The sequence below is a fragment of the Streptomyces lanatus genome (assembly GCF_014655715.1).
GTDB classification, from domain to species: Bacteria; Actinomycetota; Actinomycetes; order Streptomycetales; family Streptomycetaceae; genus Streptomyces; species Streptomyces lanatus.
In genome coordinates this window covers 93566-120389 of the sequence record NZ_BNBM01000016.1, presented here as the reverse complement: position 1 = coordinate 120389, position 26824 = coordinate 93566, and the positions used below count along the sequence as shown (strand labels likewise).

The 26824-nt window shown below is 69.7% G+C and carries 26 protein-coding genes; 1 reads left to right on the top strand and 25 read right to left on the bottom strand.

All coding sequences use genetic code 11. The features are described 5' to 3' along the window. Positions 1-135: 135 nt before the first annotated feature. From coaBC to pyrR, 12 genes are all read right to left on the bottom strand, one after another. A complete protein-coding gene (gene coaBC / locus IE325_RS33870; protein WP_190073942.1) occupies positions 136-1338 on the bottom strand; it encodes a bifunctional phosphopantothenoylcysteine decarboxylase/phosphopantothenate--cysteine ligase CoaBC in 1203 nt (400 codons plus the stop codon). A 123-nt stretch (positions 1339-1461) separates the two neighbouring features. Then, positions 1462-1734, bottom strand: coding sequence for a DNA-directed RNA polymerase subunit omega (rpoZ, locus tag IE325_RS33865; protein ID WP_003988945.1), 273 nt, complete (start codon positions 1732-1734; stop codon positions 1462-1464). A 75-nt stretch (positions 1735-1809) separates the two neighbouring features. After that, a complete protein-coding gene (gene gmk, locus IE325_RS33860) occupies positions 1810-2367 on the bottom strand; it encodes a guanylate kinase (RefSeq protein WP_190073941.1) in 558 nt (185 codons plus the stop codon). Between the two features lie 59 nt (positions 2368-2426). Beyond that, the gene (locus tag IE325_RS33855) at positions 2427-2750 is read right to left on the bottom strand and encodes an integration host factor (RefSeq protein ID WP_003977346.1); all 324 of its coding nucleotides are present in this window, start codon (positions 2748-2750) and stop codon (positions 2427-2429) included. A 289-nt stretch (positions 2751-3039) separates the two neighbouring features. Then, complete coding sequence (gene pyrF, locus IE325_RS33850; protein WP_190073940.1) at positions 3040-3879, bottom strand: orotidine-5'-phosphate decarboxylase; 840 nt, start codon at positions 3877-3879, stop codon at positions 3040-3042. Further along, a complete protein-coding gene (locus tag IE325_RS33845) occupies positions 3876-4982 on the bottom strand; it encodes a quinone-dependent dihydroorotate dehydrogenase (RefSeq protein WP_190073939.1) in 1107 nt (368 codons plus the stop codon). Before IE325_RS33845 ends, pyrF begins: the two co-directional genes overlap by 4 nt. A 65-nt stretch (positions 4983-5047) precedes the next feature. Further along, on the bottom strand, positions 5048-8356 hold the full coding sequence (gene carB / locus IE325_RS33840; protein WP_190073938.1) for a carbamoyl-phosphate synthase large subunit: 3309 nt from the start codon (positions 8354-8356) through the stop codon (positions 5048-5050). After that, a complete protein-coding gene (gene carA / locus IE325_RS33835; protein WP_190073937.1) occupies positions 8349-9506 on the bottom strand; it encodes a glutamine-hydrolyzing carbamoyl-phosphate synthase small subunit in 1158 nt (385 codons plus the stop codon). The genes carB and carA overlap by 8 nt, the downstream gene beginning before the upstream one ends. Further along, positions 9503-10087, bottom strand: a complete 585-nt coding sequence (locus IE325_RS33830; protein WP_190073936.1) for a PH-like domain-containing protein — start codon at positions 10085-10087, stop codon at positions 9503-9505. The genes carA and IE325_RS33830 overlap by 4 nt, the downstream gene beginning before the upstream one ends. Continuing rightward, positions 10084-11370, bottom strand: a complete 1287-nt coding sequence (locus tag IE325_RS33825; RefSeq protein ID WP_190073935.1) for a dihydroorotase — start codon at positions 11368-11370, stop codon at positions 10084-10086. The genes IE325_RS33830 and IE325_RS33825 overlap by 4 nt, the downstream gene beginning before the upstream one ends. Before the next feature lie 5 nt (positions 11371-11375). After that, complete coding sequence (locus tag IE325_RS33820) at positions 11376-12353, bottom strand: aspartate carbamoyltransferase catalytic subunit (RefSeq protein WP_190073934.1); 978 nt, start codon at positions 12351-12353, stop codon at positions 11376-11378. A 111-nt stretch (positions 12354-12464) separates the two neighbouring features. Continuing rightward, positions 12465-13037, bottom strand: a complete 573-nt coding sequence (gene pyrR / locus IE325_RS33815; RefSeq protein ID WP_190073933.1) for a bifunctional pyr operon transcriptional regulator/uracil phosphoribosyltransferase PyrR — start codon at positions 13035-13037, stop codon at positions 12465-12467. A 255-nt stretch (positions 13038-13292) separates the two neighbouring features. Between pyrR and bldD the strand changes: the two genes are divergently transcribed. Then, positions 13293-13796, top strand: coding sequence for a transcriptional regulator BldD (gene bldD / locus IE325_RS33810; RefSeq protein ID WP_007491469.1), 504 nt, complete (start codon positions 13293-13295; stop codon positions 13794-13796). Between the two features lie 174 nt (positions 13797-13970). Here bldD and nusB read toward each other — a convergent pair whose 3' ends face one another. From nusB to IE325_RS33745, 13 genes are all read right to left on the bottom strand, one after another. Further along, complete coding sequence (gene nusB / locus IE325_RS33805) at positions 13971-14405, bottom strand: transcription antitermination factor NusB (protein ID WP_190073932.1); 435 nt, start codon at positions 14403-14405, stop codon at positions 13971-13973. Between the two features lies 1 nt (position 14406). Beyond that, on the bottom strand, positions 14407-14973 hold the full coding sequence (gene efp / locus IE325_RS33800) for an elongation factor P (RefSeq protein WP_030947394.1): 567 nt from the start codon (positions 14971-14973) through the stop codon (positions 14407-14409). Between the two features lie 50 nt (positions 14974-15023). Continuing rightward, positions 15024-16130, bottom strand: coding sequence for an aminopeptidase P family protein (locus IE325_RS33795; RefSeq protein ID WP_190073931.1), 1107 nt, complete (start codon positions 16128-16130; stop codon positions 15024-15026). A 163-nt stretch (positions 16131-16293) separates the two neighbouring features. Then, complete coding sequence (locus tag IE325_RS33790) at positions 16294-17175, bottom strand: Pro-rich N-terminal domain-containing protein (RefSeq protein WP_190073930.1); 882 nt, start codon at positions 17173-17175, stop codon at positions 16294-16296. 168 nt (positions 17176-17343) lie between these two features. Further along, the gene (gene aroB, locus IE325_RS33785) at positions 17344-18435 is read right to left on the bottom strand and encodes a 3-dehydroquinate synthase (protein ID WP_190073929.1); all 1092 of its coding nucleotides are present in this window, start codon (positions 18433-18435) and stop codon (positions 17344-17346) included. After that, positions 18432-18950, bottom strand: a complete 519-nt coding sequence (locus tag IE325_RS33780; protein WP_190073928.1) for a shikimate kinase — start codon at positions 18948-18950, stop codon at positions 18432-18434. The genes aroB and IE325_RS33780 overlap by 4 nt, the downstream gene beginning before the upstream one ends. Further along, positions 18947-20131, bottom strand: a complete 1185-nt coding sequence (gene aroC, locus IE325_RS33775) for a chorismate synthase (protein WP_190073927.1) — start codon at positions 20129-20131, stop codon at positions 18947-18949. The genes IE325_RS33780 and aroC overlap by 4 nt, the downstream gene beginning before the upstream one ends. 162 nt (positions 20132-20293) lie before the next feature. After that, positions 20294-20623 carry a hypothetical protein gene (locus IE325_RS33770; RefSeq protein ID WP_190073926.1) on the bottom strand — a complete coding sequence of 110 codons (330 nt, stop codon included), beginning with the start codon at positions 20621-20623 and terminating at the stop codon, positions 20294-20296. Positions 20624-20673: 50 nt separating this feature from the next. After that, positions 20674-21510, bottom strand: a complete 837-nt coding sequence (locus tag IE325_RS33765) for a shikimate dehydrogenase (RefSeq protein WP_190073925.1) — start codon at positions 21508-21510, stop codon at positions 20674-20676. Then, positions 21491-23173: an endolytic transglycosylase MltG gene (gene mltG / locus IE325_RS33760; protein WP_190073924.1), complete on the bottom strand. Its 1683-nt coding sequence runs from the start codon at positions 23171-23173 to the stop codon at positions 21491-21493. The genes IE325_RS33765 and mltG overlap by 20 nt, the downstream gene beginning before the upstream one ends. A gap of 124 nt (positions 23174-23297) precedes the next feature. Continuing rightward, positions 23298-23762, bottom strand: a complete 465-nt coding sequence (ruvX, locus tag IE325_RS33755) for a Holliday junction resolvase RuvX (protein ID WP_190074035.1) — start codon at positions 23760-23762, stop codon at positions 23298-23300. A gap of 35 nt (positions 23763-23797) precedes the next feature. Beyond that, on the bottom strand, positions 23798-26470 hold the full coding sequence (gene alaS / locus IE325_RS33750; protein ID WP_190073923.1) for an alanine--tRNA ligase: 2673 nt from the start codon (positions 26468-26470) through the stop codon (positions 23798-23800). Next, entirely contained in the window at positions 26470-26817 is a 348-nt protein-coding gene (locus IE325_RS33745; protein ID WP_190073922.1) for a hypothetical protein, read from the bottom strand. Before IE325_RS33745 ends, alaS begins: the two co-directional genes overlap by 1 nt. Positions 26818-26824 lie beyond the last annotated feature (7 nt).

Here is a 26824-nt window from a genome sequence, read left to right as displayed (position 1 = left end):
GACCCCCTTGTCTCGTCTCTCGGAAGGGCTGTGACCTGCGGCACGGGCATTCTGCCCAATGTCACACACCCTTGACCAGGCATGCCACACCCGAATCGAGGAAGCCACCAGAGATGCCCGAGAGCATCGAACATTTCACCCCAACCGTGGCGCCACCAGGTCCCACACGGTTTCGGCCAGGGCTTCCTTGGGGCCGTGCGGTATCGGTGTCTCGCTGCCGTCGGCGCCCAGGACGACCGCCTCGTTCTCCTCCGAGCCGAAGGTCTTGCGCTCCCCCACCTCGTTGACCACGAGGAGGTCGCAGCCCTTGCGCTCCAGCTTCTTACGGCCGTTGGCCAGGACGTCGTCGGTCTCGGCGGCGAAGCCGACGATCACCTGGCCGGGGCGGGCGCGGTCGGTCGAGATCTCCGCGAGGATGTCCGGATTCCGCACCAGGACGATGGGCTCCGGGTCCTCCCCGTCCTTCTTCTTGATCTTTCCGGCGGCGTAGGTCGCGGGGCGGAAGTCGGCGACCGCGGCCGCCATCACCACCGCGTCGGCGTCCGAGGACGCCTTGAGGACGGCCTCCCGCAGCTGTACGGCCGTGCCGACCGGGACGACGTCGACGCCCGCCGGGTCGGGCAGCCCGGTGTTGGCCGCGATCAGCGTCACACGGGCGCCGCGGGCGGCGGCGGTGCGGGCGAGGGCGTACCCCTGCTTGCCGGAGGAGCGGTTGCCGAGGAAGCGGACCGGGTCGAGGGGCTCGCGGGTGCCGCCGGCGCTGACGACGACATGCCGCCCCTTGAGGTCGGGCTCGGTGACGCCGCGGGCCAGCACGCGGCGGCAGACCTCGAAGATCTCGGCCGGGTCGGGCAGCCGGCCCTTGCCGGTGTCCACGCCGGTGAGCCGGCCGACGGCGGGCTCGATGACGACCGCGCCGCGCCGGCGCAGTGTCGCCACGTTCTCCTGGGTGGCCGGGTGCTCCCACATCTCGGTGTGCATGGCGGGGGCGAAGACGACCGGGCAGCGGGCGGTGAGCAGGGTGTTGGTCAGCAGGTCGTCGGCGAGGCCGTGCGCGGCCTTGGCGAGGGTGTCGGCCGTGGCGGGGGCGACGATCACCAGGTCGGCGTGCTGACCGATGCGGACGTGCGGTACCTCGTGGACGTCGTCCCAGACCTCGGTCGAGACGGGGTTGCCGGAGAGGGCGGACCAGGTGGCGGCGCCGACGAAGTGCAGCGCGGAGGCGGTGGGCACGACCCGGACGTCATGTCCGGACTCCGTGAGTCTGCGCAGCAGCTCACAGGCCTTGTATGCGGCGATGCCACCGCTGACCCCCAGAACGACCTTCGGTTTGTCCACCGTCTCTCCCCGGAATCGGCTCATGTGCGCCAGGGATCAGCGCACGACTCCACTACACACCACAGGCCCGGCAGTCGGCCTGCCGGGCCTGTGGAAAAGTCAGCTGCAAGCTGTAAATCGTACTTACTGCGCCGGGCCCTCGACGGCCTCGGACGTCAGCAGACCCGCGTTGATCTCGCGCAGGGCGATCGAGAGCGGCTTCTCGTGCACGTGGGTGTCGACGAGCGGACCGACGTACTCGAGGAGGCCCTCGCCGAGCTGCGAGTAGTACGCGTTGATCTGGCGGGCACGCTTGGCCGCGTAGATCACGAGGCTGTACTTCGAGTCGGTGGCCTCGAGGAGCTCGTCGATCGGCGGGTTGATGATGCCCTCGGGCGCGGAGATGGAAGAGGACACGCTCTACCTTCCGATGGATGGGAAAGATTCAGTGTGAATGGTCAAGCCTTTGGACGATCAGTCGATCAGGCACGATCACACAACGTCCACCAAGGCTAGCAGCTCACGCGCCACGTCCTCGACGGAGGTGTTGACCAAGGTCATGTCGAACTCCGGCTCGGCCGCGAGCTCGACCTTCGCCGCGTCCAGCCGGCGCTCGATCACCTCGGGCGCCTCGGTGCCACGTCCGGTGAGTCTGCGCACGAGCTCCTCCCAGGAGGGAGGGGCCAGGAACACCAGCTGGGCCTCGGCCATGGACTCGCGGACCTGCCGCGCACCCTGGAGGTCGATCTCCAGCAGGACGGGCTCACCCGCCTCCAGCCGCTCCAGCACGGCCGCACGCGGCGTGCCGTAGCGGTTGCCGGCGAACTCGGCCCACTCCAGCAGCTCCCCGTTGGCGATCAGCTTGTCCATCTCGTCGTCGGTGACGAAGAAATAGTGGACACCGTGCTTCTCGCCGGGGCGGGGCTTGCGGGTCGTCGCCGACACCGAGAGCCAGACCTCGGGGTGTTCCTTGCGCATATGGGCGACGACCGTGCTCTTGCCGACCCCGGAGGGGCCGGAGAGCACGGTCAGCCGCGGACGTTCACTCATGCAGCGATTATTCCAGCTATCCCGGAGTGCCCGGGACTCCCTGCCGCAAGTGCCGGGAGTCAGGAGCCGGTGCTGCCGAACTCACGCTCCAGGGAGGCGATCTGGTTCGAGCCGAGGCCACGCACGCGGCGGCTCTCGGAGATGCCGAGTCGCTCCATGATCTGCTTGGCGCGGACCTTGCCCACGCCCGGCAGGGACTCAAGCAGGGCGGAGACCTTCATCTTGCCGATGACGTCGTTCTCCTGGCCCTGCTTGATGACCTCATGCAGGGAGGCGCCGGAGTGCTTGAGTCGATTCTTGACCTCGGCCCGCTCCCGGCGAGCCGCGGCGGCCTTTTCGAGCGCGGCTGCGCGCTGTTCAGGGGTAAGGGGCGGAAGAGCCACGCCTACGTCACCTCGGATGTCGAACTGTCGGATACGGACCGGTGAGGAACCTAGTCGCCCCACACCTGGTGAGCCACGAGCAACACGCTTGCCCGTTCACTCTGCGTCGGAGACTAGCGGGCAAGTCCGCCAGAGTCAGCGAGAACAGCGGAAAAGTCCTGGTCAGCCTCCGTCAGGCCGGACATTTAGGACATAATGCCCTGGATTTGAGGATGTATTCAGACTCAAGTCGGCCGCGGGCCACTCATCGGAGGACTCCCGCGACCGGCTCGAACACCTCTGACGGCGGTCAGCCACCCGACACAGCGCCGGTGATCTCATCGGCGAAGCGTGACGCGGCCTCACGCAGCGCGACGACATCGGGTCCGTGCCGCAGCACACCCCGGCTGACGTTCGGGACCACATTGCGGACCGCGGCACCGAAGACGCGCGGCAGATCCGCCGGCGTGGCGCCCTGGGCCCCGATCCCGGGGGCGAGGAGCGGGCCGTTGATCGAGAGGTCGTACGTCGACAGATCGCCCAGTGTGGCGCCGACGACCGCCCCGAAGGAGCCCAGGGGCTCGTCCCCCTCGTTCTCGGCCGCCAGGTGCGCCAGCATCGTCGCGCCGACGTTGCGACCGTCCGCGCGGATCGCGTGCTGCACCTCGCCGCCCTCGGGGTTCGAGGTCAGCGCGAGCACGAACAGGCCGCTGCCGCTCTCCCGGGCCAGTGCGACGGCCGGCGAGAGCGAGCCGTAGCCGAGGTACGGCGAGACCGTCAGCGCGTCGGAGAACAGCGGGGAGTCCTTGTGCAGGAAGGACTCGGCGTACGCAGCCATGGTCGAGCCGATGTCGCCGCGCTTGGCGTCCATCACGACCAGCGCACCGGCCGCCCGCGCCTCCATGACCGACCTCTCCAGCACGGCGACGCCGCGCGATCCGAAGCGCTCGAAGAACGCGCTCTGCGGCTTGAGCACGGCGACCCGGTCGGCCATCGCCTCCACGACGGTACGGCTGAACCGCTCCAGGCCCGCCACGTCGTCGTTCAGGCCCCATTCGGCGAGCAGGGAGGCATGCGGGTCGATGCCGACACAGAGGGGGCCGCGCTCGTCCATGGAGTGGCGCAGGCGTGCGCCGAAGGACTCAGTCATGCCGTCTTCCTCACGTCGGCGCCGACCGCGTCGGCGAGGGTGGCGTACGGGCTGGTGCGCAGGCGCGCGGCGAGGCCCTTGTGGATGGCTCGGCCCCAGAAGGGCCCCTCGTAGATGAACGCGCTGTATCCCTGTACGAGCGTGGCACCGGCGAGGATGCGCTGCCAGGCGTCCTCGGCGTTCTCGATACCGCCGACGCCCACGAGTGTGATGCGGTCGCCCACCCGCGCGTAGAGACGCCTCAGCACCTCCAGGGAGCGTGCCTTCAGCGGGGCGCCGGAGAGACCGCCGGTCTCCCCGACCAGGGAGGGTTCGGATTCCAGACCGAGCCCCTCGCGCGCGATGGTGGTGTTCGTGGCGATGATCCCGTCCAGACCCAGCTCCACGGCCAGGTCGGCGACGGCGTCCACGTCCTCGTCGGCGAGGTCCGGCGCGATCTTCACCAGGAGCGGGACGCGGCGGGTCGTGACGGTGCGGTCGGCGGCCTCGCGGACGGCGCTCAGGAGCGGTCGCAGGGCCTCTGTGGCCTGGAGGTTGCGCAGGCCGGGCGTGTTGGGCGAGGAGACGTTCACGACCAGGTAGTCGGCGTACGGCGCCAGCCGCTCGGTCGACTTCACGTAGTCGCCGACGGCCTCCTCCTCGGGGACGACCTTGGTCTTGCCGATGTTGACGCCCACGACGGTCCTGAAGACCGGCTCACGGGACGCCAGGCGGGCCGCCACGGCCAGTGAGCCCTCGTTGTTGAAGCCCATGCGGTTGATGAGCGCGCGGTCCGGCACGAGCCGGAACAGCCGCTTCTTGGGGTTGCCCGGCTGCGCTTCCCCGGTCACCGTGCCGATCTCGACGTGGTCGAAGCCCAGCATCGACATCCCGTCGATCGCGACGGCGTTCTTGTCGAAGCCGGCGGCGAGCCCGAAGGGGCCGTGCATGCGCAGCCCGAAGGCCTCCGTGCGCAGCTCCTTGAAGCGGGGCGCGAGCGCGGCGGCGACGAACGTGCGCAGCACCGGGATGCGGGCGGCGAGCCGGATCCAGCGGAAGGCCAGGTGGTGGGCCTGCTCCGGGTCCATCCGCTTGAACACCAGACGGAAGAAAATCTTGTACATCACTGTGTCCTCATGAGGCCTCATGAATGAGGGGGACACCGTCTCCGGTGTCCCCCTCGGGGCTGCTAGTCGCGGGCCGCGGTCAGATGCTCTGCGTGTTCCTGGAGCGAACGCACGCCCACATCACCGTGGTTGAGGGCGTCGATGCCCTGGACGGCGGCGGCGAGCGCCTGGACCGTCGTCAGACAGGGCACGGAGCGCGCCACGGCCGCCGTACGGATGTCATAGCCGTCGAGGCGGCCGCCGGTGCCGTACGGGGTGTTGACGATGAGGTCGACCTCGCCGTCGTGGATGAGCTGGACGATGGTGCGCTCGCCGTTCGGTCCCGTGCCCTCGGACTGCTTGCGCACGACGGTGGCGTTTATGCCGTTGCGCTTGAGGACCTCGGCCGTGCCGGACGTGGCGAGCAGCTCGAAGCCGTGCGCGACCAGTTCGCGCGCGGGGAAGATCATCGACCTCTTGTCGCGGTTGGCGACGGAGATGAAGGCGCGGCCCTTGGTGGGCAGCGGGCCGTAGGCGCCCGCCTGCGACTTGGCGTACGCCGTGCCGAAGACGGAGTCGATGCCCATGACCTCGCCGGTGGAGCGCATCTCCGGGCCGAGGACGGTGTCGACGCCACGGCCGTGGATGTCGCGGAAGCGCGTCCACGGCATGACGGCCTCCTTGACGGAGATCGGCGCGTCGAGCGGCAGTTCACCGCCGTCGCCGGTCGCCGGAAGGAGCCCTTCCGTCCGCAGTTCGGCGATGGTCGCGCCCAGCGAGATCCGGGCGGCGGCCTTAGCCAGCGGCACCGCGGTCGCCTTCGAGGTGAAGGGGACGGTGCGGGACGCGCGGGGGTTGGCCTCCAGGACGTACAGGATGTCGCCGGCCATCGCGAACTGGATGTTGATGAGGCCGCGTACACCGACGCCGCGCGCGATGGCCTCCGTGGACGCCCGCAGGCGCTTGATGTCGAAGCCGCCAAGGGTGATCGGGGGCAGCGCGCACGCCGAGTCGCCGGAGTGGATGCCGGCCTCCTCGATGTGCTCCATGACGCCGCCGAGGTAGAGCTCGGTGCCGTCGTAGAGCGCGTCGACGTCGATCTCGATGGCGTCGTCGAGGAAGCGGTCGACGAGGACCGGCCGGGAAGGGCTGATCTCGGTCGACTCGGCGATGTAGGACTCCAGCCGGGTCTCGTCGTAGACGATCTCCATGCCGCGCCCGCCGAGGACGTACGAGGGCCGTACGAGGACCGGGTAGCCGATCTCGTCGGCGATGGCCTTGGCGCCGGCGAAGGTGGTCGCGGTGCCGTGCTTGGGGGCGGGCAGGCCCGCCTCGGCGAGGACGCGGCCGAAGGCGCCCCGGTCCTCGGCGGCGTGGATGGCCTCCGGGGAGGTGCCGACGATCGGCACGCCGTTGTCCTTGAGCGCCTGCGACAGGCCCAGCGGGGTCTGGCCGCCGAGTTGCACGATGACGCCCGCCACCGGGCCGGCCTGCTGCTCGGCGTGGACGATCTCCAGCACGTCTTCCAGCGTCAGCGGCTCGAAGTACAGGCGGTCGGAGGTGTCGTAGTCCGTGGAGACGGTCTCCGGGTTGCAGTTGACCATCACGGTCTCGTACCCGGCGTCGCTCAGCGCGAAGGAGGCGTGGACGCAGGAGTAGTCGAACTCGATGCCCTGGCCGATGCGGTTGGGCCCGGAGCCCAGGATGATGACGGCCGGCTTCTCACGCGGCGCGACCTCCGTCTCCTCGTCGTAGGACGAGTAGAAGTACGGCGTCTGCGCGGCGAACTCGGCGGCGCAGGTGTCGACCGTCTTGTAGACCGGGCGGATGCCGAGCGCGTGCCGCACCTCGCGCACGACGTCCTCGCGCAGGCCGCGGATCTCGGCGATCTGCTGGTCGGAGAAGCCGTGCCGCTTGGCCTCGGCGAGCAGCTCGGGGGTGAGCTTCGGGGCCTCGGCGATCTCGTCGGCGGTCTCCTTGATCAGGAAGAGCTGGTCGACGAACCAGGGGTCGATCTTCGTGTACTCGAAGACCTCCTCCTGGGTGGCGCCCGCGCGGATGGCCTGCATGACGGCGTTGATCCGGCCGTCGGTCGGGCGGACCGCCTCTTCGAGGAGAAGAACCTTGTCGCCGGGCTCGCCCACGAAGGTGAACTGGCTGCCCTTCTTCTCCAGCGAGCGCAATGCCTTCTGGAAGGCCTCGGTGAAGTTGCGGCCGATGGCCATGGCCTCGCCGACCGACTTCATGGTCGTCGTCAGCGTGGAGTCGGCCTGCGGGAACTTCTCGAAGGCGAACCGGGGGGCCTTGACGACCACGTAGTCGAGCGTCGGCTCGAAGGAGGCCGGGGTCTCCCGTGTGATGTCGTTCGGGATCTCGTCGAGGCTGTAGCCGACGGCCAGCTTGGCGGCGATCTTGGCGATCGGGAAGCCGGTCGCCTTGGAGGCCAGGGCCGACGAACGCGACACGCGCGGGTTCATCTCGATGACGATCACACGACCGTCCTCGGGGTTCACCGCGAACTGGATGTTGCAGCCGCCGGTGTCGACGCCGACCTCGCGGATCACGGCGATGCCGATGTCCCGCAGGATCTGGTACTCGCGGTCGGTGAGCGTCATCGCGGGCGCGACGGTGATGGAGTCGCCGGTGTGCACGCCCATGGGGTCGAAGTTCTCGATGGAGCAGACGACCACGACGTTGTCGTGCTTGTCGCGCATCAGCTCCAGCTCGTACTCCTTCCAGCCGAGGATGGACTCCTCCAGGAGCACCTCGGTGGTCGGCGAGAGCGTGAGGCCCTGCCCGGCGATGCGGCGCAGCTCCTCCTCGTCGTGCGCGAAGCCGGAGCCGGCACCGCCCATGGTGAAGGACGGGCGGACGACGACCGGGTAGCCGCCGAGCGTCTCGACGCCCGCGAGGACGTCGTCCATGGAGTGGCAGATGACCGAGCGGGCGGACTCGCCGTGCCCGATCTTGGCGCGGACGGCCTCGACGACCTCCTTGAAGAGGTCGCGGTCCTCGCCCTTGTTGATGGCCTCGACATTGGCGCCGATCAGTTCGACGCCGTACTTCTCCAGCGTGCCCGCCTCGTGCAGCGAGATCGCGGTGTTCAGGGCCGTCTGGCCGCCCAGGGTGGGCAGCAGCGTGTCGGGCCGCTCCTTGGCGATGATCTTCTCGACGAACTCGGGGGTGATCGGCTCGACGTAGGTGGCGTCGGCGATCTCCGGGTCGGTCATGATCGTCGCCGGGTTGGAGTTCACGAGGATGACGCGCAGGCCCTCGGACTTCAGGACCCGGCAGGCCTGCGTGCCGGAGTAGTCGAACTCGGCGGCCTGGCCGATGACGATCGGGCCGGAGCCGATGACCAGGACGGACTGGATATCGGTGCGCTTAGGCACGCTGGCCCTCCATCGGAACTGTGCTCATCAAAGAGGTGAAGCGGTCGAACAGGTAGGCCGCGTCGTGCGGGCCCGCTGCCGCTTCGGGGTGGTACTGGACGCTGAAGGCCGGCTTGTCGAGGAGGCGGAGGCCCTCCACCACGTTGTCGTTGAGGCAGACGTGGGAGACCTCGACGCGGCCGTACGGCGTGTCGGAGACCTTGTCGGTCGGGGCGTCCACGGCGAAGCCGTGGTTGTGCGCGGTGACCTCGACCTTGCCGGTCGTACGGTCCTGGACCGGCTGGTTGATGCCGCGGTGGCCGTACTTCAGCTTGTAGGTGCCGAAGCCCAGGGCGCGCCCCAGGATCTGGTTGCCGAAGCAGATGCCGAACAGCGGGGTGCCACGTTCCAGCACCGCCTGCATGACGGAGACCGGGTGGTCGGCGGTGGCCGGGTCGCCGGGGCCGTTGGAGAAGAACACGCCGTCGGGGTTGACGGCGTACACGTCCTCGGCGGTCGCCGTGGCCGGCAGCACATGCACCTCGATGCCGCGCTCGGCCATGCGGTGCGGGGTCATGCCCTTGATGCCGAGGTCGATGGCGGCGACGGTGAACTTCTTCTCGCCGATCGCCGGGACGACGTACGCCTCCTTGGTGGCGACCTCGGCGGAGAGGTCGGCGCCCTTCATCTCGGGGGCCTGGCGGACCTCGGCGAGCATGGTGCCCTCGTCGGGCAGGGCGTTGCCGGAGAAGATGCCCACGCGCATGGCGCCGCGCTCACGCAGATGGCGGGTGAGCGCGCGGGTGTCGATGCCGGAGATCCCGACGACACCCTGGTGGCGCAGTTCGTCGTCCAGCGAACGCTTGGCGCGCCAGTTGGACGGCACGCGCGCGGGGTCGCGCACGACGTAGCCGGCGACCCAGATCCGCTTGCTCTCGGGGTCCTCGTCGTTGACGCCGGTGTTGCCGACGTGCGGGGCGGTCATCACAACGACCTGGCGGTGGTACGACGGGTCGGTGAGGGTCTCCTGGTAGCCGGTCATGCCGGTGGAGAACACGGCCTCGCCGAAGGTCACCCCCACGGCCCCGTAGGCGCGGCCGCGGAAGATCCGGCCGTCCTCCAGGACGAGTACCGCGGGAACCTTGTCGGCTCCCCTTGTGGAGGTCGTCATCGTTCGGCGCCTTCCGTGCTGTTGGTGTCGATCATGGAGTTGTCGATCATGGAGTTAATGACGTCGACCCACTCGTTGTGCTCGGCCGCGTGGTCCGAGCGGAACCCGGAGTCGATCAGCCGCTCGCCGTGCGCCCAGGTCACCACGAGCAGTCCGCCCTCGGTGAGGACCTTGCCTGCGATGCCCTTGTCGAGCCGGGCCTCGCGCAGCCGCTCGGCCGGGACGAAGAAGTCGGTCGCACCGGGGCGTACGACGTCCAGTCCCGCGTCCGTCAGGGTGAGCTCGACCCGGCTGCGGGTGCCGAGGCCGTGCGCCACGATGCGGTCCAGCCACTGACCCGCGGTGGTCGAGCCGTGGTAGCGGCCGCTCATGCTCAGTCTCGCCGGGCCGGGGTCGTCCGGCGCGCTGGGCAGCTCGGGCAGGTCGCCCTGGAGGGTGCCGCGCCACTTCCAGCCTTCGCGCATCAGCCAGTAGACGAGCGCGATGAAGAGGGCGAGTCCGACGACCCAGCCGACGCGGGCGGCCCAGTCGGTCACCTCGGCCGACTTCTGGTCTGCGGCAATGGTCAAAAGGGGTGTCACGTGAGCTTCCCGTCGACGAGCGTGGCCTTGCCCCGGAGCCACGTGTGCGTGACACGGCCCGGCAGCTCACGCCCCTCGTACGGAGTGTTGCGGCTGCGCGAGGCGAAGCCCGCGGGGTCCACGGACCCACGGTATTCCGTGTCGACGAGCGTGAGGTTGGCGGGCTCACCAGCCGAGACGGGACGGCCGTGCCCCGTCGCCCGCCCGATCTGCGCGGGCTTGGCGGACATGCGCTCGGCGACCCCGGCCCAGGTGAGGAGCCCGGTGTCCACCATGGTCTGCTGCACCACTGACAACGCGGTCTCCAGGCCCACCATCCCCATGGCGGCGGCGGCCCACTCGCAGTCCTTGTCCTCGTGCGGGTGCGGGGCGTGGTCGGTGGCGACGATGTCGATCGTGCCGTCGGCGAGGGCCTCGCGCAGCGCCATGACATCGCGCTCGGTGCGCAGCGGCGGGTTGACCTTGTAGACCGGGTTGTAGCTGCGCACCAGTTCGTCGGTGAGGAGCAGGTGGTGCGGGGTGACCTCGGCGGTGACGTCGATGCCGCGGGACTTGGCCCAGCGCACGATCTCGACCGAGCCCGCCGTCGAGAGGTGGCAGATGTGGACGCGGGAGCCGACGTGCTCGGCGAGCAGGACGTCCCGGGCGATGATCGATTCCTCGGCAACCGCGGGCCAGCCGCCGAGGCCCAGCTCGGCGGAGACGACGCCCTCGTTCATCTGGGCGCCCTCCGTCAGCCGCGGCTCCTGGGCGTGCTGGGCGACGACCCCGCCGAAGGCCTTCACGTACTCCAGGGCGCGGCGCATGATCACGGCGTCGTCGACGCACTTGCCGTCGTCGGAGAACACGGTGACACCGGCGGCCGACTCGTGCATGGCGCCCAGCTCGGCGAGCTTCTTGCCCTCCAGGCCGACGGTGACGGCGCCGATGGGCTGCACATCGCAGTAGCCGTGCTCCTGGCCGAGCCGGTAGACCTGCTCGACCACTCCGGCGGTGTCGGCGACCGGGAAGGTGTTGGCCATGGCGAACACGGCCGTGAAGCCGCCGGAGGCCGCCGCGCGGGTGCCGGTCAGCACGGTCTCGGAGTCCTCGCGGCCGGGCTCGCGCAGATGGGTGTGCAGGTCGACCAGGCCCGGCAGCAGCACCTTGCCGGCGGCCTCGACGACCTGGGCGCCCTCGTCGGAGAGTCCCGTACCGACGGCCTCGATGACCTCACCATCGATCAGCACGTCCTGCGGCTCGCCGCCGAGCACCTTCGCACCACGGATCAGGATCTTGCTCATGTCTCTTACTTCTCCTCGATACGGGTGTGGCTGACGGCGGGTTCGTTGCCACCCAGCAGCAAGTACAGAACCGCCATCCGGATGGAGACTCCGTTTGCGACCTGCTCGATGGCGGTGCAGCGGTCCGAGTCGGCGACCTCGGCGGTGATCTCCATGCCGCGGACCATCGGGCCGGGGTGCATCACGATGGCGTGCTCGGGCATCCGCGCCATGCGGTCGGCGTCGAGGCCGTAGCGCCGCGAGTACTCGCGCTCGGTCGGGAAGAACGCGGCGTTCATCCGCTCGCGCTGCACGCGCAGCATCATCACCGCGTCGGACTTCGGAAGCGTGCTGTCGAGGTCGTACGACACCTCGCAGGGCCAGGTCTCGACGCCGACCGGCACCAGGGTGGGCGGGGCGACCAGCGTGACCTCGGCGCCGAGGGTGTGCAGCAGGTCGACGTTGGAGCGGGCGACCCGCCCGTGCAGGATGTCGCCGACGATCGTGATGCGCTTGCCTGCCAGGTCCTGCCCTATCCCGGCGTCCCGCCCGACCAGGCGCCGCCGCATGGTGAAGGCGTCCAACAGGGCCTGGGTGGGGTGCTGGTGGGTGCCGTCGCCGGCGTTGATGACGGCCGCGTCGATCCAGCCGGAGTTGGCGAGGCGGTACGGGGCTCCGGAGGCGCCGTGCCGGATGACCACGGCGTCGACGCCCATGGCCTCCAGGGTCTGGGCGGTGTCCTTCAGGGACTCGCCCTTGGAGACGCTCGACCCCTTGGCGGTGAAGTTGATGACGTCCGCGGACAGCCGCTTCTCGGCGGCCTCGAAGGAGATACGCGTGCGCGTGGAGTCCTCGAAGAAGAGGTTCACCACGGTGCGGCCGCGCAGGGTCGGCAACTTCTTGATCGGCCGGTCGGCGACCCGGGCCATCTCCTCGGCGGTGTCGAGGATCAGGACGGCGTCGTCGCGGGTGAGGTCGGCGGCCGAGATGAGATGACGCTGCATCTGTCAGGCTCCGTAAGGCAGTTCATTCGGAAGAACGGGAGATATGGGGCAGACGGGTGCGCGCGAGGGCGCACTGAGCGGGCGTACGGCATCAGCCGCACGCCGTGGGTGCTACTGGGAGGTCTGCTTGGCGCCGAGCAGCACGGTGTCGCGACCGTCCTCCTCGGCGAGCATGACCTTGACCGTCTCCCGCAGCGACGTGGGGATGTTCTTGCCGACGTAGTCGGCGCGGATGGGCAGTTCGCGATGGCCCCGGTCGACGAGGACCGCGAGCTGGACCGCGCGCGGGCGCCCGATGTCGTTCAGGGCGTCCAGGGCGGCGCGGATGGTGCGGCCGGAGAACAGGACGTCGTCCACGAGGATGACGAGGCGGCCGTCGATGCCGTCACCGGGGATCTCGGTGCGGGCCAGCGCACGCGGCGGGTGCATGCGCAGGTCGTCGCGGTACATGGTGATGTCGAGCGAGCCCAGCGAGATCTTGCGCTCGGTGATCTCCTCGAGCTTGGCGGCGAGCCGCTGGGCGAGGAAGACGCCTCGGGTGGGGATGCCGAGGAGCACCACGTCGTCGGCGCCCTTGGCGCGCTCGACGATCTCATGGGCGATGCGGGTCAACACCCGCGCGATGTCAGGGCCTTCGAGAACGGGCCTGGCGTCGGACGCTTGCGTGTCCTGCTGCCTGTCCATACGAAAAGGACCTCCTTCTCCGCCTCACGGGACGGACCTTAAAGGACGTCTGGTTTGCGCCATACACGGTAGCAGGCCGCCGCGGCGCGCCTCATCACCCCCTTGGCTCAATCGGCCACCGATAGCACGGAAGCGTCGGTGTGGACCATTCGGCTTGACGCGCCAGAGTAACGCTGCGTAACCTCACAGTGAGTTACCAACCGCGCGGCATGGAACCCAAGCCAGGTCGCGTCGACACAGTGTCCGGGGAGCTATATGTCCAGCGAATACGCCAAACAGCTCGGGGCCAAACTCCGGGCCATCCGCACCCAGCAGGGCCTTTCCCTCCACGGTGTCGAGGAGAAGTCCCAGGGACGCTGGAAGGCCGTCGTGGTCGGTTCGTACGAGCGCGGTGACCGTGCCGTGACCGTGCAGCGCCTCGCCGAGTTGGCGGATTTCTACGGCGTGCCGGTGCAGGAGCTGCTGCCGGGCACCACGCCGGGCGGGGCCGCCGAGCCGCCGCCGAAGCTGGTCCTGGACCTGGAGCGACTGGCTCATGTGCCGGCCGAGAAGGCGGGCCCCCTGCAGCGCTACGCCGCGACCATCCAGTCGCAGCGCGGTGACTACAACGGCAAGGTGCTCTCGATCCGCCAGGACGACCTGCGCACACTCGCCGTCATCTACGACCAGTCCCCCTCGGTCCTGACCGAGCAGCTGATCAGCTGGGGCGTCCTGGACGCGGACGCGCGCCGCGCGGTCTCCCACGCCGACGAGGGCTGAACGCTCCACGGCTGAGCAGAAACGTACCGCCGGGGTGGCCGAAACCTATCGGGTTGCGGCCACCCCGGCGGCGTTCTACCGCCTCCGGAGACCCCAGGGGCACCCCCGGGCACAGGAAGACGCGGGAGGGCCCGCAGCGCGATGCTGCGGGCCCTCCCACGTCTTCGGAAACCCTTACGCCTCGTCCCGGCGCAGCGAGGGCTTCAGCTCCTTGAGGCGGCCGAGCAGGCCGTTGACGAACGAGGGCGACTCGTCCGTGGAGAACTCCTTGGCCAGCTGCACCATCTCGTCCAGCACGACGGCGTCCGGCGTCTCGTCGACCCAGATCAGCTCATACGCGCCGAGGCGCAGGATGTTGCGGTCCACGACCGGCATCCGGTCGAGCGTCCAGCCGACGGCGTACTGGGCGATCAGCTCGTCGATGCGCCGCGCGTGTGCCGCGTAGCCCTCGACGAGCTGCATCGTGTACTCGCTCACCGGCGGCTGCCGGGTGTCGGTCCGGGAGAGCCGGACCCAGTCCGCGAGGACCGTCAGGACATCGGCGCCGCGCTGGTCGCCCTCGAAGAGGATCTGGAAGGCGCGCTTGCGGGCCGTGTTGCGGGCGGCCAATTTAGCTGTTCACCCGGCCGAGGTAGTCGCTCGTGCGGGTGTCGACCTTGATCTTCTCACCGGTGGTGATGAAGAGCGGGACCTGGATCTGGTGACCGGTCTCCAGGGTGGCGGGCTTGGTGCCACCGGTGGAGCGGTCGCCCTGGACGCCCGGCTCGGTCTCCTGGATGACCAGCTCGACGGCGGCCGGCAGCTCGACGAAGAGCACCTCGCCCTCGTGCTGCGCGACGGTGGCCATGAAGCCCTCGATGAGGAAGTTGGCGGCGTCACCGACGGCCTTGCGGTCGACCATGAGCTGGTCGTAGGTCTCCATGTCCATGAAGACGAAGTACTCGCCGTCCATGTAGGAGAACTGCATGTCCCGCTTGTCGACGGTGGCCGTCTCGACCTTCACGCCGGCGTTGAAGGTCTTGTCGACGACCTTCCCGGAGAGCACGTTCTTGAGCTTGGTGCGCACGAATGCCGGGCCCTTGCCGGGCTTGACGTGCTGGAACTCGACGACGGACCACAGCTGGCCGCCGTCGAGCTTGAGCACCATGCCGTTCTTGAGGTCGTTCGTGGAAGCCACGGTTGCGGAATCTCCTGGACTGACGTGGACGACCCCGGCGCACGCACTTCCTAAAGCGCGAGCAGCTCCTTGGTCGTGATGGTGAGTAGCTCGGGTCCGCCGTCCGCCTCGGGGCGAACGACGAGCGTGTCATCGATCCGGACGCCGCCCCGGCCCGGGAGGTGGACCCCCGGTTCGACGGTGACCGGCACGCAAGCGTCCAGTTTACCCATGGCCGTGGGGGCCAACTGCGGGTCCTCGTCGATTTCGAGTCCCACACCGTGGCCCATCAGCGGCGAAAGGCCTTCCGTATACCCCGCGGAATCCAGCACCTGGCGTGCGGCACGGTCCACATCACGGTACGCGGCGCCGGGCGCCAGGGCCTCCCGTCCGGCGCGCTGGGCGGCGAAGACCAGGTCGTACAGCTCGATCTGCCAGTCGGCGGGGGACGTACCGATGACGAAGGTACGGCCGATCTCGCAGCGGTAGCCACGGTACGTCGCCCCGAGGCAGACGGACAGGAAGTCGCCCTCCTCGACCCGGCGGTCGGTGGGCCGGTGGGCACGTCGGCCGGCGTTCGGGCCGGTGGCGACGGCGGTGGGGAAGGCGGGGCCGTCGGCGCCGTGATCGACGAGGCGTCGTTCGAGCTCCAGGGCGAGATGGCGTTCGGTGCGGCCGACCAGGATGGATTCGAGGAGCTCACCGAGGGCCTGGTCGGCGACCTCGGCGCCGATGCGCAGGCAGGAGATCTCCTCCTCGTCCTTGACCACGCGGAGCTGCTCGACCGCGCCGCCTAGGTCGGTGAGCCTGAGCTGTGGGGCGACCGAGCGGATGGCTCTGTGGCGGGCCACGGTCAGGTGATGTTCCTCCACGGCGAGCACGTCGGCGCCCTGCCCTGCCGCGAGGTCGGCCGCGGCGACCGCCGGGTCGCCTCCGGCGCGGGGGAGGGTGTGGATGCGCAGCGCCTCGTCGGGGCGGCCCTCGGCCGGCCGTTCCTCCGGTGGGCCCGAGCAGACCAGCAGGTCCTCGGTCCTGCCGAGCAGGAGCGCGGCGCCGTTGGGGGCCGCGCCCGCGAGGTAGCGCACGTTGGCGGGGCGGGAGACCAGCGCGGAGTGGCTGCCGCCGGCTTGGCAGCGTTCGCGTAGGCGGGTTCGGCGGGCCTCGTAGACCTCTGACATGAGTCGAGCGTAGGAGGCTCGTCTGTTTTGTGCCGGTTGGAAGGGAGCCGTTCGGAGGAGGGGGTGCCACCTGGGGTTGGGTGCCGGGGTTGGCCGCGCCCACGCGGCGGAGCCGCACATCGATACAGCCTCGCGCCCCCGAGGTCGGCTCAGTCCCCGGTGCTCACCAATTCGGTGGGCTCGCGATCGAGCGGGCCAGTACGTCGTCCAGGACCCTCGCCGTCTGCGGTACGTCCAGCTGGGAATTGTCGATGATCGGCAGGCCCGAGCCGTACCAGCCCGCCATGCGGCCGTGGATGCGGGCGACCTCCTCGTCGGTGAGGCGGCGATTCCCCGAGCGTTCGGCGTTGCGCTCCAGGACTATCTCCAGGCCGGGGAGCAGGACGACCGGCAGGAGGCCAGGGCCCACATGGCGCTTCCAGCCGCCGAGGCCCACGACGGGGCGGTCGGGGAAGACCGCGTCGTCGAGGATGCAGGAGATTCCGTTGGCCAGGAAGTTGCGCGCGGCGAAGCCGCAGGTCCGGCGGGCCAGGCGGTACTGGGCCTCGGAGTTGTCGTTCCAGCCGGACTGGGGGTCGGCGAAGCCCGAGCGGACCCATTCGCGGACATCGTCGAGGCTGATGTGGGCCGTGGGGACGCGGCGGTGGTCCGCCCAGTACTTGGCGACGCTGGTCTTGCCGGCCCCGGCGGGTCCGATGAGCAGCACCGCGATGGTCGTGGTCGCGGCGTCGGGGGTCGCGGCGGCGGGCGGGGCGCTCGGCATGCCGACGGGTCCGCCGGGCGGCAGCGGGACATGGCCCGTGGTCTCGGGTGTCGGCGGGACATGGGTGTGCGGCGGAGTGTGCGCGACCGGCCCGGGGGGTGCGAAGCCCGGTGCCGGGGGCGGCGGGGGTACGGGAGCCGGTCCCTGGTGCGGGGCTGATCCCTGATGCGGGGCGGGTCCCGGGTTCCCGCCCGGGTGGTGCGCACCCGGGTGGTGTCCGGCCGGCGACCAACCGTGCCCCGACTGGGGCGGCGGCAGCGGAGAACCCACTGCATGCTGCATCCGGTGCCACTCCGTCTCGTCTTCCATGGCCATTGGCGCTGGCAGCGGGCACGCGGCCCGCCCCCTACCGAACGGTACCGCCCCCGGCCGCCGTTTGGTGAACGGCCGGGGGCGGTCTGAAGTGCCCATCGCCACAGGCGAATCGGACGGAACGGTGATTCGGTGGACTTACTGGCCGACTTCGCCGTACGCGGCGAGCAGCACGGCCGGGTCCGGTCCCTCCAGCACGGTGGGCTTGGCCAGGCCGTCCAGGACGATGAAGCGCAGCAGGTCGCCGCGGGACTTCTTGTCGACCTTCATCGTCTGCAGCAGCTTGGGCCACTGGTCGTAGCGGTAGTTCAGCGGCAGGCCCACCGATTCGAGGATGGTGCGGTGCCTGTCCGCCGTCGCGTCGTCCAACCGCCCGGCGAGACGGCCGAGTTCGGCGGCGAAGTGCATGCCGACGGCGACCGCGGCGCCGTGCCGCCACTTGTAGCGCTCGTTCTTCTCGATGGCGTGGCCGAGCGTGTGGCCGTAGTTGAGGATCTCCCGCAGACCCGCTTCCTTCAGGTCCGACGAGACGACCTCGGCCTTGACCCGGATAGAGCGCTCGATCAGCTCCGCGGTGTGCGGTCCCGCCGGCGTGCGCGCGGCCTCGGGGTCGGACTCGATCAGCTCCAGGATCGCCGGGTCGGCGATGAAACCGGCCTTGATGATCTCCGCGAGGCCGGAGACGTAGTCGTTGACCGGCAGCGAGTCCAGCGCGGCCAGGTCGCACAGCACGCCGGCCGGCGGGTGGAAGGCACCCACCAGGTTCTTGCCCTCGGCGGTGTTGATGCCGGTCTTGCCGCCGACCGCCGCGTCCACCATGGCCAACACCGTGGTCGGGACCGCGATCCAGCGCACCCCGCGCAGCCAGGTCGCCGCCACGAACCCGGCGAGGTCGGTGGTCGCGCCGCCGCCGACACCGACGATCGCGTCGGAGCGCGTGAAGCCGGACTGGCCGAGCGCCTTCCAGCAGTAGGCGGCCACCTCGGCGGTCTTGGCCTCCTCGGCGTTCGGCACCTGGATGGCGACCGCTTCGAAGCCCTGCTCGGCCAGATCGCCCCGCAGTGCCTCGCCGGTCTCGGCCAGCGCCTCCGGGTGGATCACGGCGACCCGCTTGGTGCGAGCGCCGATCAGCCCGCCCAGCTCGCCCAGGAGCTGACGGCCCACCAGGACCTCGTACGGGTCACTGCCCGCCGTGCCGCCGACCTGAATCCGCGTCACTGCCTCGGTCATGCGTCCTTCAACTCCAGTGCGTCCAGGGCGGCTTGGGTCACTTCTTCGGGCGTACGGCCGTCGGTGGCGACGACCGCCGTGGCGACCCCTTCGTAGAGATGGCGGCGGGCCTCCATCAGTTCCCGCCACTGCTTGCGCGGGTTGACCGCCAGCAGCGGGCGGGCGGCGTTCAGGCCGGTGCGCTTGACCGCCTCCTCGACGTCCATCGAGAGGTAGACGACGCGCTGCCCGGCGAGCAACGCGCGCGTGTCCTCGTCCAGGATCGAGCCGCCGCCGAGGGCCAGGACACCGTCGTGCTCGGCGAGCGCCCGGTGCACGGCCCGCTTCTCGATGGCGCGGAAGGCGGGCTCGCCCTCGTCGACGAAGATCTCGGCGATGGTGCGGCCCTGCTCGGTGACGATATCGTCGTCGGTGTCCCGGTAGCCGACGCCGAGGCGCTCGGCGAGCTGCTGCCCGACCGTGGACTTGCCGACACCCATCGGCCCGACCAGCACCACCACAGGCGCTGCGCTCATCGGATCGAGAGGTTGTCGAGGTACGACCGGACGTTGCGGCGGGTCTCGGTCACCGAGTCGCCGCCGAACTTCTCCGCGACCGCGTCCGCGAGGACGAGCGCCACCATGGCCTCGGCGACGATGCCGGCGGCCGGCACCGCGGAGACGTCGGAGCGCTGGTGGTGGGCCTGCGTGGCCTCACCGGTCGTGACGTCGACCGTCTGCAGGGCCCTCGGCACGGTCGCGATCGGCTTCATCGCGGCCCGCACCCGCAGCAGCTCGCCGGTGGTCAGGCCGCCCTCGGTGCCGCCGGAGCGGCCGGAGACGCGGCGGATGCCCTCGGGCGTGTTCACGATCTCGTCGTGCGCCTTGGAGCCGGGGACGCGGGCAAGCTCGAAGCCGTCGCCGAGCTCGACGCCCTTGATGGCCTGGATGCCCATGAGCGCGCCGGCGAGGCGGGCGTCCAGCTTGCGGTCCCAGTGGACGTGCGAGCCGAGGCCGACGGGCACGCCGTAGGCCAGGATCTCGACCACACCGCCGAGGGTGTCGCCGTCCTTGTGGGCCTGGTCGACCTCCGCGACCATCGCCTTCGACGCGTCGGCGTCGAGGCAGCGAAGCGGGTCGGCGTCGAGCTTCTCGACGTCGGCCGGCGTCGGGTACACACCCTGCGGGGCCTTCACGGAGCACAGCTCGACGACATGGCTGACGATCTCGATGCCGGCCGTCTCCTTGATGTACGACCGGGCCACCGCGCCCAGCGCCACGCGGGCGGCGGTCTCACGGGCCGAGGCGCGCTCCAGGATCGGCCGGGCCTCGTCGAAGCCGTATTTCTGCATGCCCGCGAGGTCGGCGTGGCCGGGGCGGGGGCGGGTCAGCGGGGCGTTGCGGGCGAGGCCGGCGAGGATCTCCGGGTCGACCGGGTCGGCCGCCATGACCTGGTCCCACTTGGGCCACTCGGTGTTGCCCACCATGATCGCGACCGGGGAGCCGAGGGTGAGGCCGTGCCGGACGCCGCCGATGAAGGTGACCTCGTCGCGCTCGAACTTCATGCGCGCACCGCGTCCATAGCCGAGCCGGCGCCGGGCCAGGTGGTCCGCCACCATCTCCGTGGTGATCGGCACGCCGGCGGGAAGGCCCTCCAGCGTCGCCACGAGTGCGGGACCGTGGGACTCCCCCGCGGTCAGCCAGCGCAACCTGCTCAACGGTGCTCCTCAGTGCTCGCGCCCTGGTACTGCCCTGCGTACGCGCGTCCTCGCGTACGTCGACGGCGCGACCAGGTGCGCGGCCCCGGCCCGCCACCTTCGATCCTCCCACGTCCGGCACCGGACCCCGGCCGCCGGTCCACCAGACGGACGGAACCGGACTCAGGCCTGGCCGTTGCCCTGGGGCTGCTGCGGAGCGTACGCGCCGAGGTAATCGGCGCCGCTCGGCCGCTGAGACTGCTGCTGCGGGGCGTACTGGCCCAGGTAATCGGCGCCCTGCCCCTGTCCGTGCTGCGCGGCCGGCTGGACGGTGCCGCCCTGGCGCGCGGCGCGCCGCCGGTCGATCTTGCGCTTCAGCTTGAAGACCCACGACCCGACGACGAGGAGCACGATCAGGACCAGCACCGGGATCTGGATCCAGTCCGGCATGAACTGAAGGATGACCTCGAATATCTCGCTCTTGCCGGACGCCAGCGGCACACCAGTGGACACGTTCTTACTCCCCCCAGATCCATTCCGCCCCCTGCGGAACTCAGCGGATCTTAGCGGTTGGCGAGAGCCCGCTCTCCCGCTTTTCGCATCGCCTCCAGGGGTGCCGGGCGCCCGGTCATCTGCTCCACCTGGAGCACCGCCTGATGCACCAGCAGATCGAGTCCGCTGACGACGGCTCCGCCGAACATGGACCAGCGGGCCGCGAGGGCGGTGGGCCACGGGTCGTAGAGCACGTCGAACAGGGTGGCGGGGCGTTCCGGTACGCCGGCGGCGAGGGCGTCCGTCGTACCGGCCGGGGTGGTCGCGATCACCAGCGGCGCGCGCAGCGCCCGGTCGGCGTCGGCCCAGTCCGCCGTGCGGACGTCGACGTCGAGCCGTTCGCCCCACTGCCGCATCTCGGCGGCCCGCGCCTCGCTGCGGACGTACGCCACGACCTCGCCGGTGCAGATGCGTGCGAGGGCGGCGAGCGCGGAGGAGGCGGTGGCGCCGGCGCCGAGGATCGCGGCCGAGCCGACCTGCTCGATACCGCGTTCGCGCAGCGCGGCGACCATGCCGGGGATGTCGGTGTTGTCGCCGACGCGGCGGCCGTCCTCGGTACGGATGACTGTGTTGACGGCCTCGACCGAGGACGCCGTCTCGCTGATCTCGTCCAGCAGCGGGATGACGGCACGCTTGAGCGGCATGGTCAGCGACAACCCCGCCCACTCCGGCCCGAGTTCTGCCATGAATCCGGGCAACGCCGCCTCGTCGATCTCGAACCGGTCGTACGACCAGTCCGTCAGCCCGAGTTCGTCGTAGGCGGCGCGGTGCAGCACCGGGGAGAGGGAGTGGGCGATGGGCTTGCCGAGAACGGCCGCCCGGCGGGCGTCAGTTGCCCCTGCTCTCATTGAACTTGTCCTTGAGCCTGAGGAATTCATCGTGCGTCTTGGCGAATTCGGTCTTGTTCACACCGTCGGTCGCCACGAAGTAGTACCAGCCCTCGTCAGTCGGGTTCAGCGTCCCCTTCATCGCGCCGTCCCCCGGGTTTCCGATCGGGCCGGGCGGCAGACCCTTGTGGTAGTACGTGTTGTACGGGTCCGGGTTGCTCTTGATCTCCGACTCACTGATGTCGATATTGCTCTGGCCCTTCAGGTAATTGAAGGTCGAGTCGAACTGCAGGGCACCGTAGGTCTCGGGGTTCGCGCGGTCGAGGCGGTTGTACACGACCTCGGCCATCTTCCGGTAGTCGTCATCGGTCTTGCCCTCGGCCTGGACGAGGCTCGCGACCGTGATGACCTGCAACGGACCGTCCAGCTTGAGCGTCTTGGCCTTGGCCTCGAGGCCCAGCGAGTCGTACTTCTCGGCGGCCTGGGTCACCATCGCCTTCAGGACCGCGTCCGGCTTCATACCCTTGGCCGCGGGATAGGTGCCCGGATAGAGGAAGCCCTCCAGCGGGTCCTTGATCTCGCTGTTGTCGTTCGCCCACTTCGGAAGTCCGAGGGTCTTGTATTTCTCCTTGGCGATCTTCTTGGTGGTGCCAGACGACAATTCGAGTTTCGCGTCGATGGCCTTGTAGACGGCGAGATTGCGCTCGCCCGGCTTGACCTGGACATTGTTCTGGCTCTTCGGGTCGAGCATCATTTCGACGGCGCTCGCGGCGGACATCTGCTTCTTCAGCAGATAGGCACCCGCCTGGATCGTGTCACCGTCGGCGTTCTGCTGCTGGGCGACGACGAAGGCGTCGACACTTTTCACGACGCCGGCCGCCTTCAGTCGCCGACCGATCTCGGATCCGGGCGCGCCCTTGGGGATCTCGACGGTCACCGACTCGCTCGTACCGTCCCCGGCGTAGTCCGGCGCTGCGCCGAAACGATCCTGGTAGAACTGGTACCCGAAATATCCGACACCGCCCACGCCTCCGGCGAACACCAGCGCGATCACCAGACAGGCGCAGCCGCTGCGGCGTTTCTTGGGCTTGTCGCCTCGGCCCCGGCGGTCACCGGGCCCCCGACCGCTCTCGTCGTCATCGGAGTCATCATCGTCGCCACCGGCGAAGAACGCGTGTTCGCCCTGGTCAGGGCCGGGATCCCAGTCCGTCTGGGGCGGCTCCGCCTCGGCCTGCCGCCGGCTCGGCGGCTCGGGCGGCGGGTAGGCGTCGGGCGTGCCGTAGTAGTCGGCGTGCTCACCGCCGTAGGCCGCGGCCTGCTGTCCGTAGGGGTCGCCGGGGTCGGGGTACTGGGCCTGCGGATGGGAGCCGGTGGCCCAGCCGTTGTTGTCGTACGACTGCTGCGGCTGGCCGGGGTACTGCTGCTGGCCGTACTGGGACGGGTACTGCTGCGGGTGACCCTGCTGCTGGTACTGCTGCTGCGCCTGACCGTATGCGTCCTGCTGACCGTTGCCCCAGTCGCCGTACTGCTGCGGCTGCTGCGGCTGCTGCGGATACTGCTGCGGCTGGCCGCCGTAGGCAGGCTGGCCCGCGTGGGCCTGCTGCCCTTCCCATCCGCCGTCCCCGTACAACGGGTCCTCCGGATGCCACGGTTCGGAGCCTGGGCCCCGGCCATACTCAGTCATCGATCCCCTAGAGCCGCGAGGCGGCGGTCGCGCGGCTGCTGAAGATCCGGCTCCCGTCCCGCCTCTCTTTGTGCGCCAGCTGTTCGAACACCGGCGCATCGCGCGGAACGTTACCGTATCGCGATCAGATAACCACTTCGACGCTCTCGCCGGGAGCTTTACCTGACACCCGTTCGGATTCCAGCGCCTGCTGCAAGATGATCACAGCGGCTGCCTGGTCGATGACCGACCGGCCCTTCTTCGACTTCACGCCCGAGGCGCGCAGCCCCTGACTGGCCGTCACGGTCGTCATCCGCTCGTCCACGAGCCTGACCGGAACGGGCGAGATCATGCGGGCCAGTTCCTGCGCGAAGCCCCTGACCTTGACGGCGGCCGGGCCCTCGCCGCCCTTGAGGGAGCGGGGCAGACCGACGACGACCTCGATCGGCTCGTACTCCTCGACGAGTTGCTTGAGGCGGCGGTGAGCTGCGGGAACGTCCCGCCCCGGGACGGTCTCCACCGGGGTGGCGAGGATCCCGTCCGGGTCGCACGAGGCGACGCCGATACGGGCGTCGCCGACGTCGATCGCGAGGCGACGGCCGCGGCGCATGCCCCGGCCGTCGCCACCTGCGTGTGTGTCTTCGCTCACTTGGCCGTTTCCGTCACGAGCCGTTCGACAGCGTCGACGGCGTCACCGATGGCGGCCGGGTTCTGACCGCCGCCCTGGGCGACGTCCGGCTTGCCGCCACCGCCGCCGCCGAGCGTCTTGGCGGCGGTGCGGACCAGGTCACCGGCCTTGAGACCGCGCTCACGAGCGGCCTCGTTGGTGGCGATGACCGTCAGCGGCTTGCCGTTGGCAACGGTGAACAGCGCGACCACGGCGGCACGTCCGCCCTGGATACGGCCGCGCACATCGAGGACCAGCTTGCGCAGATCGTCCGGCGTGGTGCCGTCCGGGACCTGACCGGTGACGACGGCGATGCCGCGCACGTCCTTGGCGGACTCGGCGAGACCGGCGGCGGCCTGGAGCACCTTCTCGGCGCGGAACTTCTCGATCTCCTTCTCGGCGTCCTTCAGCTTGCCGAGCATGGCGGAGACCTTCTCCGGGAGCTCCTCCGGACGGCCCTTGATCAGCTCCTGGAGCTGGGCGACGACCGTGTGCTCGCGGGCGAGGAAGTTGTAGGCGTCCACACCGACCAGGGCCTCGATACGGCGCACACCCGAGCCGATGGACGACTCGCCCAGCAGCTTCACCAGGCCGAGCTGGGCGGTGTTGTGCACATGCGTGCCACCGCACAGCTCCTTGGAGAAGTCGCCGATGGTCACGACCCGGACCCGCTCGCCGTACTTCTCGCCGAACTCGGCGATGGCGCCCTGCTTCTTGGCCTCGTCGATGCCCATGACCTCGGCGTGCACATCGAGGTCCCGGGCGAGCACCTCGTTGATCTTCTGCTCGACGTCGGTCATCACGGCCGTAGGAACGGCGGACGGCGAACCGAAGTCGAAGCGGAAGCGGCCGGGCTGGTTCTCGGAACCGGCCTGGGCGGCCGTCGGACCGAGGGCGTCACGCAGGGCCTGGTGGGTGAGGTGGGTGGCCGAGTGGGCGCGGGCGATGGCCCTGCGGCGGAACGAGTCGATGGAGGCGTGGGCCTTGGCACCGACCGTCACCTCGCCGACCTGGACGACACCCTTGTGGACGTAGACCCCCGGGACCGGCTTCTGGCAGTCGCGGATCTCGATCACGGCACCGGTGTCGACCTTGATGCGGCCGGTGTCGCCGATCTGGCCGCCGCCCTCGGCGTAGAACGGGGTGCGGTCGAGGACGATCTCGACCTCGTCGCCCTCGGTGGCGGCCGGGGAGGAGGCGCCGTCGACGAGGATGCCGACGATCGTGGACTCGCCCTCCGTGTCGCCGTAGCCGATGAACTCGGTCGCGCCGACCTTGTCGGCGATCTCCCGGTAGGCGCCGGCGCCGGCGTGGCCGGTCTTCTTGGCCTGGGCGTCGGCCTTGGCCCGCTCCCGCTGCTCCTTCATCAGGCGCCGGAAGCCGTCCTCGTCCACGGAGAGGCCCTGCTCGGCGGCCATCTCCAGGGTGAGGTCGATCGGGAAGCCCCAGGTGTCGTGGAGCAGGAAGGCCTTGTCGCCGGCCAGCACGGTGGAGCCCGAGGCCTTGGTGTCGGAGACGGCCGTGTCGAGGATGTTGGTGCCGGCCTTCAGCGTCTTGAGGAAGGCGTTCTCCTCGGCGACGGCGACCTTCTCGATGCGCTCGCGGTCGGTGATCAGCTCCGGGTACTGCTGGCCCATCATGCCGATGACGACGTCGATGAGGTCCTTGACGACCGGGCCGGTGGCGCCGAGCAGACGCATGTTGCGGATGGCGCGGCGCATGATGCGACGCAGCACGTATCCGCGGCCCTCATTGCCGGGGGTGACGCCGTCGCCGATGAGCATCACGGACGTACGCATGTGGTCGGTGACCACGCGCAGGGAGACGTCCGAGCCATGGGCGTCGCCGTAGGCGACACCGGTCAGCTCGGTGGCCTTCTTGATGACGGCCATGGAGGTGTCGATCTCGTACATGTTCTGCACGCCCTGCAGAATCATGGCGAGTCGCTCCAGGCCGAGGCCCGTGTCGATGTTCTTGCTCGGGAGCTCGCCGAGGATCTCGAAGTTGTCCTTGCCGATGCCCTCGCCGCGCTCGTACTGCATGAAGACGAGGTTCCAGATCTCCACGTACCGCTCGTCGTTGACGGCGGGGCCGCCCTCGACGCCGAACTCCGGGCCGCGGTCGTAGTTGATCTCGGAACAGGGACCACACGGTCCAGGTACGCCCATGGACCAGTAGTTGTCCTTCATGCCGAGCCGCTGGATGCGCTCCTTCGGCACGCCGACGACCTCGTGCCAGATGCGCTCGGCCTCGTCGTCGTCCTTGTAGACGGTGATCCAGAGCTTCTCCGGCTCCAGGCCGTAACCGCCCTTGTCCTGGGGGCTGGTGAGCAGCTCCCAGGCGTACTTGATGGCGCCTTCCTTGAAGTAGTCGCCGAAGGAGAAGTTGCCGCACATCTGGAAGAAGGTGCCGTGCCGGGTGGTCTTGCCGACCTCTTCGATGTCCGGGGTGCGCACGCACTTCTGGACGCTGGTGGCGCGGTCGAAGGGCGGCTTGACCTCGCCCAGGAAGTAGGGCTTGAAGGGCACCATGCCGGCGGGGACGAGGAGCAGAGTCGGGTCGTCCGCGATGAGCGACGCCGAAGGGACGACGGTGTGCCCGCGCTCCTCGAAGAAGCTCAGCCAGCGGCGGCGAATCTCAGCCGACTCCATCAGTGGTCCTCATTCCGGTTGTACGAGTACGTCGAGTCCTCGATGTACTTCGGGTTGCTGCGGTTGTTCTCGATGGCGGTGTACCGCCGGGGCGCGGGGAGTTCGGGGTTGTCCTCGATCCCGAGCGCGTCCTCCAGCTCGGCCTCCCGCTGGGCCATGCCGTCGCGGACGTCGAGCGCGAAGCCCACCGCGCGGTCCTTGAGGCGGTGACCGGTCTCCAAGGCCTTGTTCGCCGCGGTCGCGGCGAGGCTCTCCGGGGTCAGCTGCCTCAGCTTGCGGTTGACCTTGGTGGTGGCCCACACACCGGCGGCGACGCCCGTGGTGAACCAGAACGTACGACGGAACATCGCTCGG